At 72.2% G+C, this 17,299-nt stretch carries 18 protein-coding genes; 4 read left to right on the forward strand and 14 right to left on the reverse strand.

The features are described from left to right. Nucleotides 1-35: 35 nt before the first annotated feature. From AAT21_RS27355 to AAT21_RS27385, 7 genes are all read right to left on the reverse strand, one after another. Nucleotides 36-830, reverse strand: a complete 795-nt coding sequence (locus tag AAT21_RS27355) for a DUF3159 domain-containing protein (protein WP_235439234.1) — start codon at nucleotides 828-830, stop codon at nucleotides 36-38. A gap of 6 nt (nucleotides 831-836) precedes the next feature. Then, nucleotides 837-1,256, reverse strand: a complete 420-nt coding sequence (locus AAT21_RS27360) for an OB-fold nucleic acid binding domain-containing protein (RefSeq protein ID WP_079025989.1) — start codon at nucleotides 1,254-1,256, stop codon at nucleotides 837-839. 25 nt (nucleotides 1,257-1,281) lie between these two features. Then, nucleotides 1,282-1,968, reverse strand: coding sequence for a response regulator (locus tag AAT21_RS27365; RefSeq protein ID WP_046779603.1), 687 nt, complete (start codon nucleotides 1,966-1,968; stop codon nucleotides 1,282-1,284). Further along, nucleotides 1,965-4,604: a sensor histidine kinase gene (locus AAT21_RS27370; RefSeq protein ID WP_079025990.1), complete on the reverse strand. Its 2,640-nt coding sequence runs from the start codon at nucleotides 4,602-4,604 to the stop codon at nucleotides 1,965-1,967. Before AAT21_RS27370 ends, AAT21_RS27365 begins: the two co-directional genes overlap by 4 nt. 213 nt (nucleotides 4,605-4,817) lie before the next feature. Beyond that, complete coding sequence (locus tag AAT21_RS27375) at nucleotides 4,818-5,603, reverse strand: DUF3710 domain-containing protein (protein ID WP_046779604.1); 786 nt, start codon at nucleotides 5,601-5,603, stop codon at nucleotides 4,818-4,820. Between the two features lies 1 nt (nucleotide 5,604). Continuing rightward, complete coding sequence (dut, locus tag AAT21_RS27380; protein WP_046779605.1) at nucleotides 5,605-6,150, reverse strand: dUTP diphosphatase; 546 nt, start codon at nucleotides 6,148-6,150, stop codon at nucleotides 5,605-5,607. After that, nucleotides 6,150-6,734, reverse strand: coding sequence for a PaaI family thioesterase (locus AAT21_RS27385; RefSeq protein WP_046779606.1), 585 nt, complete (start codon nucleotides 6,732-6,734; stop codon nucleotides 6,150-6,152). Before AAT21_RS27385 ends, dut begins: the two co-directional genes overlap by 1 nt. Before the next feature lie 58 nt (nucleotides 6,735-6,792). On the opposite strand from AAT21_RS27385, the gene AAT21_RS27390 reads away from it, so the two are divergent. After that, on the forward strand, nucleotides 6,793-7,251 hold the full coding sequence (locus AAT21_RS27390) for a DUF3093 domain-containing protein (RefSeq protein ID WP_046779607.1): 459 nt from the start codon (nucleotides 6,793-6,795) through the stop codon (nucleotides 7,249-7,251). 46 nt (nucleotides 7,252-7,297) lie between these two features. Here the strand turns inward: AAT21_RS27390 and AAT21_RS27395 are convergent, their stop codons facing one another. From AAT21_RS27395 to AAT21_RS27410, 4 genes are all read right to left on the reverse strand, one after another. Continuing rightward, on the reverse strand, nucleotides 7,298-8,227 hold the full coding sequence (locus AAT21_RS27395; protein WP_046779608.1) for a hypothetical protein: 930 nt from the start codon (nucleotides 8,225-8,227) through the stop codon (nucleotides 7,298-7,300). Nucleotides 8,228-8,239: 12 nt separating this feature from the next. Further along, nucleotides 8,240-8,536, reverse strand: a complete 297-nt coding sequence (locus AAT21_RS27400; RefSeq protein ID WP_030036261.1) for a DUF4193 domain-containing protein — start codon at nucleotides 8,534-8,536, stop codon at nucleotides 8,240-8,242. 382 nt (nucleotides 8,537-8,918) lie between these two features. Beyond that, complete coding sequence (locus AAT21_RS27405; RefSeq protein ID WP_046779609.1) at nucleotides 8,919-10,163, reverse strand: sensor histidine kinase; 1,245 nt, start codon at nucleotides 10,161-10,163, stop codon at nucleotides 8,919-8,921. Between the two features lie 4 nt (nucleotides 10,164-10,167). Next, the gene (locus tag AAT21_RS27410) at nucleotides 10,168-10,821 is read right to left on the reverse strand and encodes a response regulator transcription factor (protein WP_030036265.1); all 654 of its coding nucleotides are present in this window, start codon (nucleotides 10,819-10,821) and stop codon (nucleotides 10,168-10,170) included. Between the two features lie 246 nt (nucleotides 10,822-11,067). On the opposite strand from AAT21_RS27410, the gene AAT21_RS27415 reads away from it, so the two are divergent. Next, nucleotides 11,068-11,247 carry a hypothetical protein gene (locus AAT21_RS27415; RefSeq protein WP_046779610.1) on the forward strand — a complete coding sequence of 60 codons (180 nt, stop codon included), beginning with the start codon at nucleotides 11,068-11,070 and terminating at the stop codon, nucleotides 11,245-11,247. A gap of 97 nt (nucleotides 11,248-11,344) precedes the next feature. Here AAT21_RS27415 and AAT21_RS27420 read toward each other — a convergent pair whose 3' ends face one another. Together AAT21_RS27420 and AAT21_RS27425 are read right to left on the reverse strand one after the other, a co-directional pair. Next, on the reverse strand, nucleotides 11,345-12,106 hold the full coding sequence (locus AAT21_RS27420; protein WP_412180348.1) for an inositol monophosphatase family protein: 762 nt from the start codon (nucleotides 12,104-12,106) through the stop codon (nucleotides 11,345-11,347). 58 nt (nucleotides 12,107-12,164) lie between these two features. Continuing rightward, nucleotides 12,165-13,319: a ferrochelatase gene (locus AAT21_RS27425; protein ID WP_046779611.1), complete on the reverse strand. Its 1,155-nt coding sequence runs from the start codon at nucleotides 13,317-13,319 to the stop codon at nucleotides 12,165-12,167. Nucleotides 13,320-13,490: 171 nt separating this feature from the next. Here AAT21_RS27425 and AAT21_RS27430 point away from each other — a divergent pair, with 171 nt between their 5' ends. Continuing rightward, a complete protein-coding gene (locus tag AAT21_RS27430; protein ID WP_046779612.1) occupies nucleotides 13,491-14,744 on the forward strand; it encodes an MFS transporter in 1,254 nt (417 codons plus the stop codon). Beyond that, complete coding sequence (locus tag AAT21_RS27435) at nucleotides 14,695-16,023, forward strand: D-arabinono-1,4-lactone oxidase (protein ID WP_046779613.1); 1,329 nt, start codon at nucleotides 14,695-14,697, stop codon at nucleotides 16,021-16,023. The genes AAT21_RS27430 and AAT21_RS27435 overlap by 50 nt, the downstream gene beginning before the upstream one ends. Nucleotides 16,024-16,029: 6 nt before the next feature. Here AAT21_RS27435 and AAT21_RS39755 read toward each other — a convergent pair whose 3' ends face one another. Next, on the reverse strand, nucleotides 16,030-16,809 hold the full coding sequence (locus AAT21_RS39755) for a hypothetical protein (protein ID WP_268768209.1): 780 nt from the start codon (nucleotides 16,807-16,809) through the stop codon (nucleotides 16,030-16,032). Between the last annotated feature and the right edge of the window lie 490 nt (nucleotides 16,810-17,299).

Here is a 17,299-nt window from a genome sequence, read left to right on the forward strand (position 1 = left end):
CCGCCCCTGCGGTCGTTCGTCGCATACCGGCCCGGTCAGGGCTTCCGGTGGGACGGCGCCTTGCGTGCCTCCTCGGCCGCTTCCCTGGCCTCCCACTCCGCGATCACATCGATCGGCGGCGGCGCCTTCGCCAGGAAGACCCAGGTGAAGTACACGGCGAGCACCATCGGCGGGAGCTTCAGCGCGATCAGCACCCAGCCCAGCTGCGTCGCGTCGCCCCACCAGTACAGCGGGAAGAGGATCGCGTACTTGGCGAGGAAGATCAGCCCCCAGGCCAGGCTGGCCTTGGTGTACGCCTTCTTGCGCCCCGGGTTGCGGGTGCGCCAGGAGAGGTTCTCCTTGAAGACCGGGCCGAGGATCACGCCCAGCAGCGGGAAGCCCACCAGCGCCGAGACCGTGAAGGCCACGCCCAGGCCGACGCCGTAGATCATGCCGGGCAGGTAGAAACCTTTCGCGCTGCCCGTGAAGAGGGCGAAGGCCACGCCCACGCCCACGCCGAAGACCCCGCTGAACGCGTGCTTCACCGTGTCCTTGCGCAGCAGCCGCACGATCACCAGCAGCACGGCGACCGCGCCCGCCGCGATGGCGGACATCTTCACGTCCTTGTTGATCGTGTAGATCATCACGAAGAGCAGCCCGGGGAGCATCGTCTCCACGGTGCCCCGGACGCCTCCGAACGCGTCGAACAGCGCCGCCTGGGTCACGGCCTTCTGGTCCGCGGAGGCCTCGTGCGCCACGTGCGCCTCGTGCGCCACGTGCGCCACTGACGCTTCGGGCGCCGCTGACGCCTCGGCGCCGGGCTCCGGGTTGGTCGGTTTGTCGAGTGACATCGCCGGTTACTGCTCCTGTCCGAGCGGTCGGAGTTCGTACTTCGGGTTGAACAGCACCCGACGGCCGTGACTCAGCGAGATGCGCCCCGAGGCGATCATGCGTCGCCCGGGCTCGATTCCCACGATCGAGCGACGCCCGAGCCAGACCACGTCCAGCGCGCCGGAGCCGTCGAACAGCTCCGCCTCCAGGGCGGGGACGCCCGCTCTGGGCCGCAGTGTGACCGTACGCAGGGTGCCGGTCACCTTGACTATCTGGCGGTCGTCGCAGTCGCAGATCCGCGTACAGCCCGCGGCTTCTGCGTCCTCCTGCAGCTCCGCCGAATGCAGCTCCTCCTGCGAGGTCGACAGCCGCTCGATCATCCGGCGGAACCGGCCCGCCGGCCTGGCCGGCCGTGCGGGCTTCTCGGGACGCGGTTCAGCACTCATACAGGAAAGCCTACCGGCGCGCCGACTACCGCTCGAAGCGGTATCCCATGCCCGGTTCGGTGATGAAGTGCCGCGGACGTGAGGGGTCCGCTTCCAGCTTGCGCCGCAACTGGGCCATGTAGACCCGCAGATAGTTGGTCTCGGTGCCGTAGGACGGACCCCAGACCTCCTGGAGCAGCTGCTTCTGGCTGACCAGTTTGCCGCCGTTGCGGACCAGGACCTCCAGCAGGTGCCACTCGGTGGGCGTCAGCCGTACGTCGCGTCCCTCACGCACCGCCTTCTTGGCGGCCAGGTCCACCGTGAAGCCCTCCGTCGCCACGACCACCTCGTCCTCGCCGGACCCGGCGGCCGGTTCGGCGCGGCGGACGGCGGCGCGCAGCCGGGCCAGCAGTTCGTCCATCCCGAAGGGCTTGGTCACGTAGTCGTCGGCGCCCGCGTCGAGGGCCTCGACCTTCTCGTCGGAGCTGTGCCGGGCGGACAGGACCAGGATGGGTACGCGGGTCCAGCCGCGCAGCCCCTTGATCACCTCCACCCCGTCCATGTCCGGCAGGCCGAGGTCGAGGACGACCACGTCGGGGTGGCGGGCTGCCGCGAGTTCCAGTGCGCTCGCGCCGTCGGTCGCCGCGTCGACCTCGTACTTGCGTGCCTTGAGATTGATCACGAGGGCTCGGACGATCTGCGGCTCGTCGTCCACCACGAGCACCCGGGTCATTGAGGTCCTGCCTTCTGTCGCGTTCTCCGGTCACGGTCGTGACCGGTCTGCGGTGCGTCCGCACCGGGGGCTCGGGGGCCGTCCTCGCCGCCGCTTCCGTCGGCGTCCACCGTGCCACGGGCCGGCGGGGGGCGGTGGGGCACGGCGCGCAGGGTCAGCACCATGGTCAGCCCGCCGCCGGGGGTGTCCTCGGCGGCGAGGGTGCCGTCCATGGACTCCGTGAATCCCCGGGCGACGGCCAGCCCGAGGCCCACTCCGGCGCCGCGCGGCGCGTCCCCGTACCGCTGGAAAGGGGCGAAGATCCGGTCCTTGGCCTCGTCGGGGACGCCCGGGCCGCGGTCGACGACCCGCACCTCGACGCGGTCGCCGAGGCAGCTGGCCGCCACCAGCACCGGATTTCCGGCCGGGCTGTACTTGACGGCGTTCTCCACGACGTTGGCCACGGCCCGTTCCAGCAGACCGGGATCCACCGCCACCATGGGGAGCGACTCGGGCACGTCCAGCAGCACGCTGTCCTCCGGTACGCCGCCCAGCGCCATCGGGACCACCTCGTCGAGGTCGATCTCCCGGATCAGCGGGGTGACGGTCCCGGTCTGCAACCGTGACATGTCCAGCAGGTTGCCCACCAGGTGGTCGAGGCGGTCGGCCCCGTCCTCGATGCCCTCCAGGAGTTCGGCCCGGTCCTCGTCCGACCATTCCACGTCGTCGGAGCGCAGTGAGGTCACGGAGGCCTTGATGGAGGCCAGCGGGGTCCGCAGGTCATGGCTGACGGCGGCCAGCAGGGCGGTCCGGATCCGGTTGCCCTCGGCCAGCCGGCGGGCCTCCTCCGCCTCGCCGACCAGCCGCTGGCGGTCCAGGACCACGGCCGCCTGGGCGGCGAAGGCACCGAGCACCCGGCGGTCCTCGGCGGGCAGGACCCGTCCGGAGAGGGCCAGTGCCATGTGGTCGCCGATGGGCATGTCCACATCGGCGTCCTCGGGCCGGGCGACGGGGTGGGGGCCGACGCTGCCGGCCGGTTTCCATGGCTCCAGGTCGTTCTGCCGCTCCAGCAGGGCCACCGATTCCATGGCGAAGGTCTCGCGCACCCGTTCCAGCAGCGCGTCCAGGGTGGTCTCCCCCCGCAGCACGCTCCCGGCGAGGAAGGAGAGGATCTCGGACTCGGCGCGCAGCCGGGCGGCCTGGTGGGTGCGCCGGGCGGCGAGGTCCACCACCGAGGCGACCGAGACGGCCACGCCGAAGAAGACGGTGATGGCGACGATGTTCCTGGGGTCGGAGACGGTGAGCCGGTGCAGCGGCGGCGCGAAGAAGTAGTTCAAGAGCAGCGAACCGAGGGCGGCGGAGGCGAGGGCCGGCCGGAGCCCGCCCAGCAGCGCGGCGGTCACCGTCAGCGCCAGGAACAGCAGCATGTCGTTGGCGAGCCCGAGGTCGGCCTGGATGTGCGTGAGCAGCAGGCACAGCAGCACGGGGAAGGCCGTTCCGACCACCCAGCCGGCCAGCACCCGGTTGCGGCCGAGCTGGGCCGCGGAGCGGGCGACGGGCAGGCCGCGTCCCTTGGCGGCCTCCTCGTGGGTGACGATGTGGACGTCGAGGTCGGGTCCCGAGTCGCGGGCCACGCCGGCGCCGACACCGGGACCGAAGAGGTACTGCCAGGAGCGGCGGCGGCTGGAGCCGAGCACGATCTGGGTGGCGTTGACCCCGCGCGCGAAGGCGAGCAGGGCGTCGGGGATGTTGTCGCCGATGACGTGGTGAAACGTTCCTCCGACGTCTTCGACCAGCGTCCGCTGGACCGCGAGCTCCTTCGGCGAGGCCGCGGTCAGGCCGTCGCTGCGGGCGATGTAGACGGCGAGGATCTCGCTGCCCGAGCCCTTGGCCGCCATCCGTGAGGCACGCCGGACGAGGGTGCGTCCCTCGGGCCCGCCGGTGAGCCCGACGACGATCCGCTCCCGCGCCTGCCAGGTCGAACGGATGCCGTGCTCGCCCCGGTACTGCTGGAGGTACTCGTCCGCCCGGTCGGCCACCCACAGCAGCGCGAGCTCGCGCAGGGCGGTGAGGTTGCCGGGCCGGAAGTAGTTCGAGAGGGCCGCGTCCACCTTCTCGGGCTTGTATATGTTCCCGTGCGCCATGCGCCGGCGCAGCGCCTGCGGCGACATGTCGACGAGCTCGACCTGGTCGGCGCGGCGGACGACCTCGTCGGGCACGGTCTCCCGCTGCCGCACCCCGGTGATCGACCCGACCACGTCCCCGAGGGACTCCAGGTGCTGGATGTTGACGGTGGACACCACGTCGATGCCGGCGCGCAGCAGCTCCTCCACGTCCTGCCAGCGCTTGGCGTTGCGCGAGCCGGGGACGTTGGTGTGCGCGAGCTCGTCCACGAGTGCGATGGCCGGCCTTCGGGCGAGGAGCGCGTCCACGTCCATCTCGGTGAAGGAGGCGCCGCGGTGGCGCAGGGTCCTGCGTTCGACCTGTTCGAGGCCGTGGAGCATGACCTCGGTCCGCGGCCGCCCGTGGTGTTCGACGAAGCCGACGACGCAGTCCGCGCCGCGCTCCGCCCTGCGGTGCCCCTCGGAGAGCATCGCGTAGGTCTTGCCCACACCGGGTGCCGCGCCGAGGTAGATCCTGAGCTTGCCGCGTCCCATGGGCTCATTCTCGGGGACGTCCGGACCGCGTACGCACCGATCACGGGCCCCGGGCCGATCTCTGACGGATCCCTGACGCGGCGCGGGCGCCGCACCGCCGCGGCCGGGCAGCGGCATGCGAAAGCCGGTGGGCCCCACCCGAAGGAGTGGGGCCCACCGGCTGCGGAGCACGACGCGCCCCCTGTGCGCGGGGGCGGTCCGGGTCGGCCGGCCTCAGCGGACCTCGGTGATCTCCGGGCCGCGCTCGAGCTGGCCCATGCCGCCGCCGAAGCGGGAGCCTTCCTGCTCTTCCGTCGTCTGCACGCCGTCCGGCACCATCTGGGCGTCGTTCGGCAGCTTCAGGACGATCGGGTCGCGCGGGGCCATCGGGCCGTCGCCGCGGACGACGACGGTGTCCCGGAAGATCTGCTCCAGCACGCCCGCCGACTCGGGGCGCACCGCGCCCTGGCCGGAGATGACGCCCCGCAGGAACCAGCGCGGGCCGTCGACGCCGACGAAGCGGACCAGCTGGGCGCCGGTCTGCCCGTCCGGCAGCGGGACGGGGACCTGCGCGCGCAGCTCCCAGCCCAGCGAGCCCTGGACCTCGTCGATGATGCCGCCCTGCTGGGTGATGCCCGCGGCGATCTCGTCGCGGACCTCGCCCCAGATGCCCTCCTTCTTGGGCGCGGCGAAGGCCTGCAGCTGCACGGCACTGTCGCCCAGGACCACCGTGGCGGCCACGATCGCGTCCCCGGCCACCTCGACGCGCAGTTCCATGCCGTCGACACCGGGTACGAAGATGCCGCCCAGGTCGACCCGGCCGTCGGCCGGGTTCCCGAGCACCTCGGAGACGTCCCACGGGCCGTCCGGCCGCGGGGCCGGGGGCAGGTTGATCCGGCGCGGGGCGGCCTCTTCCGGCTCGCCCGCGCCGTCCTGCTCAGAAGCGGCGACGCCGTCTACGACCTGCTCGGCCGCGCCGCCGTCCTTGGCGGAGTCGTTCTTCTTGCGACGTCCGAACACGTCACTGTCCTTCCCGGTCGGTTACGACCGAAGCGTAGCCATTCCCACCCTGCTGACCAGCCCCGGATCCGGCCACGGCCGCATGACCGCCGGTGGAGCCGAAACCCCCCTCGGCCCGGGCCGAGCCGGGAAGTTCCGCCACCTCGTGGAAGCGCACCTTCTCGACCCGCTGGACAACCAGCTGGGCAATGCGGTCGAAACGCTCGAACCGGACGCTCTCGCGAGGGTCGAGATTGACCACGATCACCTTGATCTCTCCACGGTACCCGGCATCCACCGTCCCCGGGGCATTCACGAGCGCGAGCCCGCAGCGCGCGGCCAGGCCCGACCGCGGGTGCACGAAGGCCGCGTACCCGTCGGGCAGGGCGATCGCCACCCCGGTGGGCAGCACCGCGCGCTCACCGGGCTCCAGCACGGCGGCCTCGGTGGTGACGAGGTCGCAGCCGGCGTCACCGGGGTGACCGTACGCCGGAATGGGAACCTCCGGGTCGACGCGACGAATCAGCACGTCGACGTCGTGGCGGGATCCGTTGCTGTTCAGGGACATCAGGGGTTCACCTCAAAGGCGCGTGCGCGCCTGACCTGGTCCGGGTCGGCCATGGCCGCCTGGATCTCCTCGGGCCGTCCGTTGTCGATGAAGTGGTCGACCTTCACTTCGATGAAGAGCGCGTCGGCGCGGACCGCGACCTCGCCCTCCGGCCCGCCTATCCGGCCCACCGCCGTGCAGTAGATCTTACGGCCGGCGACGGCGGTGACCTCGGCGTCCAGGTGCAGCAGGGTACCCACGGGCACCGGCCGCACGAAGTCCGTCTCCAGCCGTCCGGTCACGGCGATCACGCGCAGCAGCCAGTTCAGCGAGCCCAGCGTCTCGTCGAGTGCGGTGGCGAGCACCCCGCCGTGGGCGAGCCCGGGCGCGCCCTGGTGGGCGGGCTTGACAGTGAACTCGGCGGTGACGCGCACGCCGTCGCCGGCCCGGGCCTCCAGGTGGAGTCCGTGCGGCTGGCCCCCGCCGCAGCCAAAGCAGTGCTCGTAGTGGGCACCGAGGAGCTCACCGGGTGCGGGCGCGTCGGGGTGCCGGACTGGTGCGGCGGCATCGGCCGGGGGCGTCAACGCTGTGTTTCGTCCACTCACAGCCGCAGACCTTACCCGCGCGGCTACCCGCCGGTCGCCTCGTGGCAGGCTTGACGGCATGCAGCTCTCCACCGCGCACCACGACGAACGCCTGACCGCCCCCCGCTCCTGGTGGGGCATCGCCGTCATGACCGGCCTCGCGGGCGCGCTGATGCTGCTGCCCCTGGGCACGCTGCCGCTGCTGGCCGGCCTCGTCGGGGGCACCGCGCTGGCCGGTCTGCTGGTGAGCTCGTACGGGTCCGCGCGCGTGCGCGTGATGAACGGGGCGCTGGCCGTCGGCGACGCGCGGATCCCGGTGTCGGCGCTGGGCGAGCCGGAGATCCTGGACGCCGAGGAGGCACGCGCCTGGCGTACGTACAAGGCGGACACCCGGGCCTTCATGCTGATGCGCAGCTACGTGCCGACGGCGGTCCGCATCGAGGTCACCGACGCCGCCGACCCGACCCCGTACGTCTACGTCTCCACCCGCGAGCCGCAGGCCCTGGTCGCGGCCCTGCGCGCGGCGCGGGCGGCCTGACGGCACCTGCCCGGAGCCGCCGCCCGGCCGCTTCGGGCGGAGTGCGTCAGTCGCGCGTGAGGTACTCCGGACCCTCCAGGGCTGCCCTGGTGGCCTCGGGAAGGGGCTCCAGGGGCCGTTCCAGGGGCGGCAGGGCGCGCAGGGCCTCCCAGGCCACCGCCTGCCTGCGCAGGTCTCCACGGACCTTCTCGGCGAGTTTGCGGGTGTCGCGGCGGTTCATGACCGCTCCGACCGCCGCGCCCACCATGAACGGCATGAGGTTCGGCAGGCTGCGGATCATCCGCTTGAGGATCTGCTGGCGCAGTTCGCGCTTCATCTGGCCGCCGAGCGCCGCGTTCAGCGTGGTGGGCCTGGTCAGGTCCACCCCGCGCTCCTCGGTCCACGCCGTCAGGTAGGCGAACGTGCGCTCCTTGAGGTTGCCGTGCGGCCGCCGGCCGTAGACCTCGTGGAGTTCCGCGATGAGCTTCAGCTCGATCGCCGCGACGCCGGTGATCTCCGCCGCGAGTTCGGCGGGCATCGCGGGCGGCACGGGCAGCATGGCCGCCGCGCCGATGCTCGCCCCGACGGTCGCCGAGGCGGCGCAGGCGCCCGAGATCAGCTTGTCGGCCAGCTGGTCGGGGCCGAGGCCGGGGAACTGCGCGCGCAGCGTCGCGAGGTCCCGGACGGGAACGCGCGGTGCGTTCTCGATGATCCTGTCGGTGACGTAGAGGGCGGCGCCGCGCACGCCTTCGCCGCCCTTGCGCACGCCGTTCCTGACGGCTTGCAGCCGGCGGCCGCCGGGGCCGCGCCGGGGCCCGTCGCCGGGCTCCGCGTCCGACGCCGCCAGGGCGGCGGCGGAGGGAACGGCGAGTGCCGCACTGGCGGAGCCGCCGGGGGCTTCGGGACCCGTCTCCGGGTCCGTGGTCACCACCTGCGTCTCCGCCGGATCACCTTGCTTCCGGAAGATGCCCTTCCGAAACGGTGTCGAGCCAGCCACGGCCGACGCCTCTCAGTCGCAGTCGCGACAGATCGGCTGGCCGTTCTTCTCGCGCGCCAGCTGGCTGCGGTGGTGCACCAGGAAGCAGCTCATGCAGGTGAACTCGTCGGCCTGCTTGGGCAGGACCCGAACGGCCAGCTCCTCGTTGGAGAGGTCCGCACCGGGAAGCTCCAGGCTCTCGGCCGAGTCGAATTCGTCCATGTCGACGGACGAGGACGACTTCTCATTGCGTCGAGCCTTCAGCTCTTCGATGCTGTCGTTGTCAACGTCGTCGTCGGTCTTGCGCGGGGTGTCGTAGTCCGTTGCCATTGTTCGCTCTCCCCCTCTGGGTGTTAGCGGTGTCTCAGCGCACGTAACGCACGAGAGGCCGGACTTGTGCCCGACCTGAGGCGGAGATTTTGCCTCACATCAAGGTCTGTTACTCAATCGACACCCAGCCGCCCGCCTGGAGGGGCGATCGGCTGGGATGACGACCGGGACCGTACACGGTCCGGGCGCCGTCTTGCACAAACGCCACCCCGTGTATTTCCCGCCATTCGGGGGGCCGGAAACCCGGACGTCCCGGGCGTTCCGGCCTCCCCCGAGTCACCGAACGCACAGGCCTGGACACCGGCCACTGTGATCGATCACACAGGGGTGGATGTATTCAGAGGCCATGAATTCAGCCAAAAGCGAACACGGGGTGAGGCTCTCACAAAGGCAGAGTGACACGCATCACGAGGCCACCGCCCTCCCGGGGCATCGCCTGGATCCTGCCGCCGTGTGCGCGCGCCACAGAGCGCGCGATCGACAGACCCAGCCCGACACCCTTGTCACTGCCCGTACGCTCCGTACGCAGCCGCCTGAACGGTTCGAAGAGGTTGTCCACCTCGTACGCGGGAACCACGGGACCCGTGTTCGACACCAGGAGCACCGCCTGGCCGTGCTGGGCCTCGGTGGTGACCTCCACCCAGCCGTCCTCCGGCACGTTGTACCGGACGGCGTTCTGCACCAGGTTGAGGGCGATCCGCTCCAGCAGGACGCCGTTGCCCTGCACGACGGCCGGCGCGCGCTCGCCGCGGATCTCCACACCCTTGGCCTCGGCCTCGCCGCGCACCTGGTCGACGGCGCGCGAGGCGACCTCCGCCAGGTCCACGGGCTTGCGCTCGACGATCTGGTTCTCGCTGCGGGCCAGCAGCAGCAGGCCCTCGACCAGCTGCTCGCTGCGCTCGTTGGTGGCGAGCAGGGTCTTGCCGAGCTGCTGGAGCTCCACCGGGGCGCCCGGGTCCGACAGGTGCACCTCCAGCAGGGTCCGGTTGATCGCCAGCGGCGTCCGCAGCTCGTGCGAGGCGTTGGCGACGAACCGCTGCTGGGCCGTGAAGGCCCGCTCCAGCCGGTCGAGCATCTCGTCGAAGGTGTCGGCGAGCTCCTTGAGCTCGTCGTCCGGCCCGTCCAGCTCGATCCGCCGGGTCAGGTCGGAGCCGACCACGCGGCGGGCGGTACGGGTGATCTTGCCCAGCGGCGAGAGCACCCGGCCGGCCATCGCGTAGCCGAAGGCGAAGGCGATGATGCTCAGCCCCAGCAGGGCCATCAGCGAGCGGCTCAGCAGGTCGTCCAGGGCGTGCCTGCGCTGTTCGAGGATGCACTGGCCGATCGCCGCGTTGAACTGGTCGGGCGTGAGTTCGAGCCCCACCACTCCCGGGCAGGAACTGCTGGTGACCTTCACCTGGCCGCCGACGATCTGGAACGGCAGGGCGTTGCCCTGCCGCAGGGCCTGGGCCGCCAGCAGGTAGATGATCGACAGCAGCAGGATGCCCGCGATCAGGAACATCCCGCCGTAGAGCAGGGTGAGGCGTATCCGGATGGTCGGCCTCAGCCACGGGAAGGGACCCTCGGGCTGGCCGGGGTCCCAGGTCGGTTTCGGTGGCGCCGCCGGTGGCGCCGGAGTGGTCGCCATGCGGTCAGATCCGGTATCCGGAACCGGGCACCGTCACGATGACGGGCGGCTCGCCCAGCTTGCGGCGCAGGGTCATCACCGTCACACGCACCACGTTGGTGAACGGGTCGGTGTTCTCGTCCCAGGCCTTCTCCAGCAGCTGCTCGGCGGAGACCACGGTCCCCTCGCTGCGCATGAGGACCTCCAGGACCGCAAACTCCTTCGGGGCCAGCTGCACCTCGCGGCCCTCACGGAACACCTCGCGCCGGTTCGGGTCCAGCTTGATGCCGGCCCGCTCCAGTACGGGCGGCAGCGCGACGGTGGTGCGCCGGCCGAGCGCCCGCACCCGGGCGGTGAGCTCGGTGAAGGCGAAGGGCTTGGGCAGGTAGTCGTCCGCCCCGAGCTCCAGGCCCTCCACGCGGTCGCTCACGTCGCCGGAGGCGGTCAGCATCAGCACCCGGGTGGGCATGCCGAGCTCGACGATCTTCCGGCAGACGTCGTCACCGTGGACGAGCGGGAGGTCCCGGTCGAGCACCACCACGTCGTAGTCGTTCACGCCGACCCGCTCCAGGGCGGCGGCGCCGTCGTACACGACGTCCACGGCCATGGCCTCCCGGCGCAGGCCGGTGGCCACCGCATCGGCGAGCAGCTGCTCGTCCTCGACGACGAGTACGCGCACGTCGTTTCCTTCCTCCGAGCCCAGAAGGGCACACGTGTATTGCGTCGTACATCCTGCCCGTTTCGGCCGTAAACCGGCTGTAAGACGGGTCCTGCGGGGGCTCACGGGGCGGAAGTGAGGATTCCCTCGCCCCGAGAGGTTTCTGAGGCCAGGGTGCCGGGGAGGACGTGAGAACACCCCATCCACTCCCTGACGGCGGTATCGCCACGTGCCGCCGCCGACCCACGAAGAGGGGGCGAACCCATCATGGACGCATTCAGCGCGGGTCTCCTGCAGCGCATCAGGGCCACGCAGTCGGATCTCAGGCACGCCCGTGAGACGGGCGACGACTTCCTCGCGGAAGTGGAACAGGCGGAGCTGGAAGACCTGCAGCGCCTGGCCGCCGAGCACGGCGTCCCGGTCTCGGCCTGCGTTCCCGCCTGCTGACCGGTCTGCCGGACGGCTGCTGAGCGCCGGCTCCAGAACGTGCGTGGACCCCGGCCGCCCCCTCGGGCGGCCGGGGTCCACGCACGTCCGGCCGCGCTCAGTCGTGCCAGGCCCCGGCCTCCTCCAGCAGCGGCTGGAGCGAGGCGAACACCGCCGGGGTGGCGGCCAGGGCCAGCTCGCCCGAGGCCGGCTCCCCCGGGCGGCCGCCGGTCGCGGCCCCCGCCTCGCGGGCGATCAGCTCCCCGGCGGCCAGGTCCCAGGGGTTCAGGCCGCGCTCGTAGTAGCCGTCCAGGCGTCCCGCGGCCACGTCGCACAGGTCCAGCGCCGCCGAGCCGCCCCGCCTGATGTCCCGCACCAGCGGGATGATCCGCTGCGCCACGTCGGCCTGGTGCGCCCGCCGGGTCTGGACGTAGGCGAACCCGGTCCCCACCAGCGCCTGGTCCAGCGGGGCGGCCGGACGGCAGGCGAGGCGTGCCGGGCCCAGCCAGGCGCCGCCGCCGAGGACGGCGTGGTAGACCTCGCCGCGCATCGGCGCCGCCACGACGCCCACCACGGTCTCGCCCTCGTACTCGGCGGCGACGGACACGCCCCAGCTGGGAAGTCCGTAGAGGTAGTTCACGGTGCCGTCCAGCGGGTCGACGACCCACCGCACCCCGCTGGTCCCCGGGCTGTCCGCGCCCTCCTCGCCCAGCAGCCCGTCCTCGGGGCGCCGCTCGGCGAGGATGCCGGTGATCAGCTTCTCCGCCGCGATGTCCATCTCGGTCACCACGTCGATGGGGCTGCTCTTCGTCGCCGCCACCGCCAGATCGGCCGGCCGGCCGTCGCGCAGCAGGGCCCCGGCCTGCCGGGCGGCCTCCATGCCGACCGCCAGCAGTTCGGCCTTCAGTTCTTCGGAGATCACGGTTCCCCTCCTCTTCCTAGGCGTACGGGCTGTCCGCGCCCGCGGCGGCCGGCCGCGGGGCCCGCGCCGGGCAGCAGCCCACCGCGCACAGGTCGTGGCTCTGTCCGAGCGTGCCCACCCAGCACTCCTGCGCCGCCTCGCCGCGCTCCTTGGCGGCCCGCTCCAGGACGAGCTCCCGTACGGCCTCGGCGAAGCGCGGGTCGGCGCCGACGGTCGCGGAGCGCGCGACGGGCAGGCCCAGTTCGGCGGCCTTGGCGGTGGCCTCGGTGTCCAGGTCGTACAGGACTTCCATGTGGTCGGAGACGAAGCCGATGGGGACCATGACCACGGCGGGGGCGCCCTCGGCGTGCAGGGTCTCCAGGTGGTCGCAGATGTCCGGCTCCAGCCACGGGATGTGCGGGGCGCCGCTGCGGGACTGGTAGACGAGCCGCCAGGGGCGGGCGACGCCGGTGCGCACCGCGACCTCGTCGGCGATCACCCGGGCGACGTCGAGGTGCTGCTTGACGTACGCGCCGCCCTCACCGCCCTCGGTGTGGTCCGGGACGGGGCCGGAGGTGTCGGCGGCGGCGGTCGGGATGGAGTGCGTGGTGAAGGCGAGGTGCGCGCCGGCGCGTACCTCCTCGGGGAGCGCGTCGAGCGAGGCCACCACGCCGTCGATCATGGGCTCCACGAAGCCGGGGTGGTTGAAGTAGTGCCGCAGCTTGTCGACGCGCGGCGGCTCCACGCCCTCCTGCTCCAGCGCGGCCAGGGCGTCGGCCAGGTTCTCGCGGTACTGCCGGCAGCCCGAGTACGAGGCGTAGGCGCTGGTGGCGAGGACCGCGATCCGGCGGCGGCCGTCGGCGGCCATCTCGCGCATCACGTCGTTCAGGTAGGGGGCCCAGTTCCGGTTGCCCCAGTAGACCGGCAGGTCCAGCCCGTGACCGGCGAAGTCCTTGCGCAGCGCGTCGAGCAGCTCGCGGTTCTGCCGGTTGATCGGGCTGACCCCGCCGAAACCGAAGTAGTGCTGCCCGACCTCCTTGAGCCGCTCGCGCGGGATGCCGCGCCCGCGGGTGACGTTCTCCAGGAACGGCACGACGTCGTCGGGTCCTTCGGGGCCGCCGAAGGAGAGCAGCAGGAGTGCGTCGTACGGGGCGGCGGACTCGGCGCCGGGGGCACGGAACTGGTCTGACATGCCTCGAATCCTGCCACCCGGCCGCTGCCCCCGGTAACGGACCCGGGTCCGTCTCACACCCCGGATGACAGGTAAGGTCACCCTAAGTTCCTGCCCGTCGCATTCCCGTGCGCGCGCTTCACTGGCAGACGTAACCTGTGTGAGCCAATCCAGTCCCTTACGGAGGGCAGCGTGCCCAGTCCCTACCGCGCGATATTCGCGACCCCCGGCACCAAGGGGTTCACAGCCGCCGGCCTCATAGGCCGGATGCCGCTGTCCATGGTGGGCATCGGTGTCCTCACGATGATCACCGAGCTGGGCGGCAGCTACGCCCTCGCCGGCGGGATCACCGCCACCATCGCCCTGTCCGCCGCCGCTGTGGGCCCCCAGGTCTCCCGGCTGGTCGACCAGCACGGACAGCGCCGGGTGCTGCGCCCCGCCACCCTGGTCGCCGCCGCCTCGGTGACCGGCCTGCTGGCCGCCGCCGCCCGGGGCTGGCCGAGCTGGACGCTCTTCGTCTTCGCCGTCGTCGCCGGGTGCGTGCCCAGCGTCGGCTCGATGGTCCGGGCCCGCTGGACGGCCCTGTTCCGCGACACCCCCCAGCTGCACACGGCCTACTCCTTCGAGTCCATCCTCGACGAGGTCTGCTTCATCGTGGGTCCGCCCCTCGCCGCCACGCTCTCGGCCGGCTGGTTCCCCGAGGCCGGCCCCGTGGTCGCCGTCGTCTTCCTCGTGACGGGCGTGTGGTGGCTGACGGCCCTGACGGCCACCGAGCCGAAGCCGCATCCGCGGCACGAGCACTCGGACCTCTCGTCCGCGCTGCGCTCCCCCGGCCTGCAGGTACTCGTGGCGACCTTCGTGGCGACCGGCGCGATCTTCGGCTCCGTGGACGTGGCCACCCTCGCCTTCGCCGAGGAGCACGGCAGCAAGTCCCTCGGCGGCATCTTCCTCGCCGTGTGGGCCTTCGGCTCCTGCCTCGCGGGGATCGTCTTCGGCCTGCTGCACTTCAAGGGCAAGGCCGAACCTCGCTGGGTGGTGGGCATCAGTGCGATGGCCGTGAGTATGATCCCCCTCCTACTGGCCGGGAACCTTCCGATTCTGGCCGTGGCGCTCTTCGTCTCGGGCCTCGCCATCGCTCCCACGATGATCACCACGATGGCCCTGATCGAGGCGCACGTACCACACGCGAAGCTGACCGAGGGCATGACCTGGATCAGCACCGGCCTCGCGGTCGGTATCGCGCTCGGGTCCTCCGTGACCGGCTGGGTCGTCGACGCCGCCGGTGCACGGACCGGGTACGTCGTCTCCCTCTCGGCGGGGGCGGCCGCGGCGGCGGTTGCGTTCGCGGGATACCGCCGGCTGACGAGGCCGGCGCAAGGGGAGGAGCCTGCAACCGATGGGGACGGCGACAGCACGGAACGGCAGCACGGCGACCGCGTGGCGTAACTGGGCGGGCAACGTCACCGCCACGCCCACCCGCGTGGTGACCCCGGCATCGGTCGGGGAGCTCCAGGAGGCGGTCCGCCGGGCCGCCGAGGACGGGCTGCGGGTGAAGGCGGTCGGCACCGGCCACTCCTTCACCGCGGCCGCCGCGACCGACGGGGTCCTCGTACGGCCCCAGGCGCTGGCGGGGATCCGCTCGGTCGACCGCGCCGCGGGCACCGTCACGGTGGCGGCGGGCACGGCCCTGAAGGACCTCAACCGGGCCCTCGCCGCCGAGGGCCTCTCGCTCACCAACATGGGCGACATCATGGAGCAGACGGTCTCCGGCGCCACGAGCACCGGCACCCACGGCACCGGCCGCGACTCGGCCTCCATCGCCGCCCAGATCCGCTCCATGGAACTGGTCACCGCGGACGGCGAGCTGCTGGTCTGCTCGGAGAAGGAGAACCCCGAGGTCTTCGCCGCGGCCCGGGTGGGCATCGGCGCGCTCGGCATCGTCACCGCGATCACCTTCGCCGTGGAGCCGCTCTTCTTCCTGACCGCCCGTGAAGAGCCCATGGGCTTCGACCGGGTGACCGCGGAGTTCGAGGAGCACTTCGCGGAGAACGAGCACTTCGAGTTCTACTGGTTCCCGCACACCGGCAACTGCAACACCAAGCGCAACAACCGCAGCCAGGGCCCCGCCGCCCCGCCCGGCCCGGTCAGCGGCTGGATCGAGGACGAGCTGCTCTCCAACGGCCTCTTCCAGGCCGTCAACACACTGGGCCGCGCGGTCCCGGCCACCATCCCCTCCATCGCCCGCGTGGCCAGCCGTGCCCTGTCGGCGCGCACCTACACCGACATCCCGTACAAGGTGTTCACCAGCCCGCGCCGGGTGCGGTTCGTGGAGATGGAGTACGCCCTCCCGCGCGAGGCCGTGGTGGAGGCGCTGCGGGAGCTGCGGGCGATGGTCGACCGCTCCCGGCTGCGGATCAGCTTCCCGGTGGAGGTCCGGACGGCCCCGGCGGACGACATCGCGCTGTCCACGGCCTCGGGGCGCGACACGGCCTACATCGCGGTGCACATGTACCGGGGCACCCCGTACCAGGCGTACTTCACCGCGGCCGAGCAGATCTTCACCGCGCACGGCGGGCGCCCGCACTGGGGCAAGGTGCACACCCGGGACGCCGCGTACTTCTCCCGGATCTACCCGCGCTTCGGCGAGTTCACCGCGCTGCGCGACCGCCTCGACCCGGACCGGGTCTTCGGCAACGACTACCTGCGGCGCGTCCTGGGGGCCTGAGGCAGGTCAGGGGGCACTCGTCCGCGGCGACGGCGTCGCACCGCCGGCGCTCGGCGCCGTCGGCGGGGCCGGGTCGGGCGCCGACGGTGTGGGGGTCGGCGCCGGCCCGTGCGTCGGCGCCGAGGGGCCCGGCGCCGGCTCGCCGGAGCGTGACGGTCCGGGGTCCGGAGCCGGGCTCCGGCTCCCGTCAGGCCGGGAGGGGGTCGGGGAGGTCCCCGGCCCGGGGGTGCCGGCGCCGCCCCGCCGCCCTTTCTCCCCGTCGGCCGGACCGTGTTCGGGCGGGGCGGGATCCTCGCCCGCCGTGCGGGTTCCGCCGGAGAAGAGGGTGCCGCCGCCGCTGCTGACGGAGGTGCCTGCCAGCGCCTCGTAGGTGCCGAGGCCGCCGATGGCGAGGGCGAAGGCGGCGCCGGAGGCCACCGCGGTGCGCTTCCATCCGCGCATCCGGGTGCCGTGCACGGTGGCCGCGCCGAACTCCTGCGCCGGGCCCGCGGCCGCCGCGGCCTCCCCCTCCTCGTGGTGCGGCGGCACCTGACGGGCCCTCGGCCGGGTGCTCTCGCGCAGCCGGCCGCCGGTGCGCCGGAACAGGTGCTGGATGACGGGTCCGCCCGCGGTGGTGACGACGCTGACCACACCGGCGCCGAGGATGGTCCCGTAGACGCCCATCTTCGAGGCGAGCAGGGCGGCGGCGACGGTGGCGAGGGAGGATCCGGCGACCTGGGCCACGCTCAGGTCGAGCTTCTTCGCCTCCGGTTCAACCCCGGCGTCACCCGTCGTCCTCCGGCCCATCGCCATCCCCTGTGTGTCCGGCCTCTCGTGCTTCCGCTCTTTCAGCAGTTACTGACAGCTGAGCGAAGGGGATAGTTCCGTTTCGGGTGATTCTGTGAAGCAGGACACCCGCGACAAGTCGGCACACAAGGGCGGGACCCGACAGCGGGCAGCCCAACTCCCGCCGTCCGAGGAAACTTCGGCGGCGCGGCGGTCCACCCAGGTGGCCCGAATGGAGTACTGTGGCGAGCCCTGGGTCTGTCCTTCCTTTCGGATGTCCGGACCCGGGAGAGGGGGCCGGCTGACGGAAAGCGGCACTCGAAGACCGGCGATGCCGCGGCATTGCACGGTTCCTGCTGCGCACAGTAACCACTTGGTCACTGTGCGTGCCCAACAGGTAACCGTGCCATAACGGCGATCAAGGGCGCATGCCCGACACGCCGGTTTAACTCGGCAAGGTTGTGGCAGGCTGCACCCGGGCAGGCCACACTCGACTAGCGGAAGCAGCGAC

The organism is Streptomyces yangpuensis (assembly GCF_001005295.1).
Lineage (GTDB): Bacteria > Actinomycetota > Actinomycetes > Streptomycetales > Streptomycetaceae > Streptomyces > Streptomyces yangpuensis.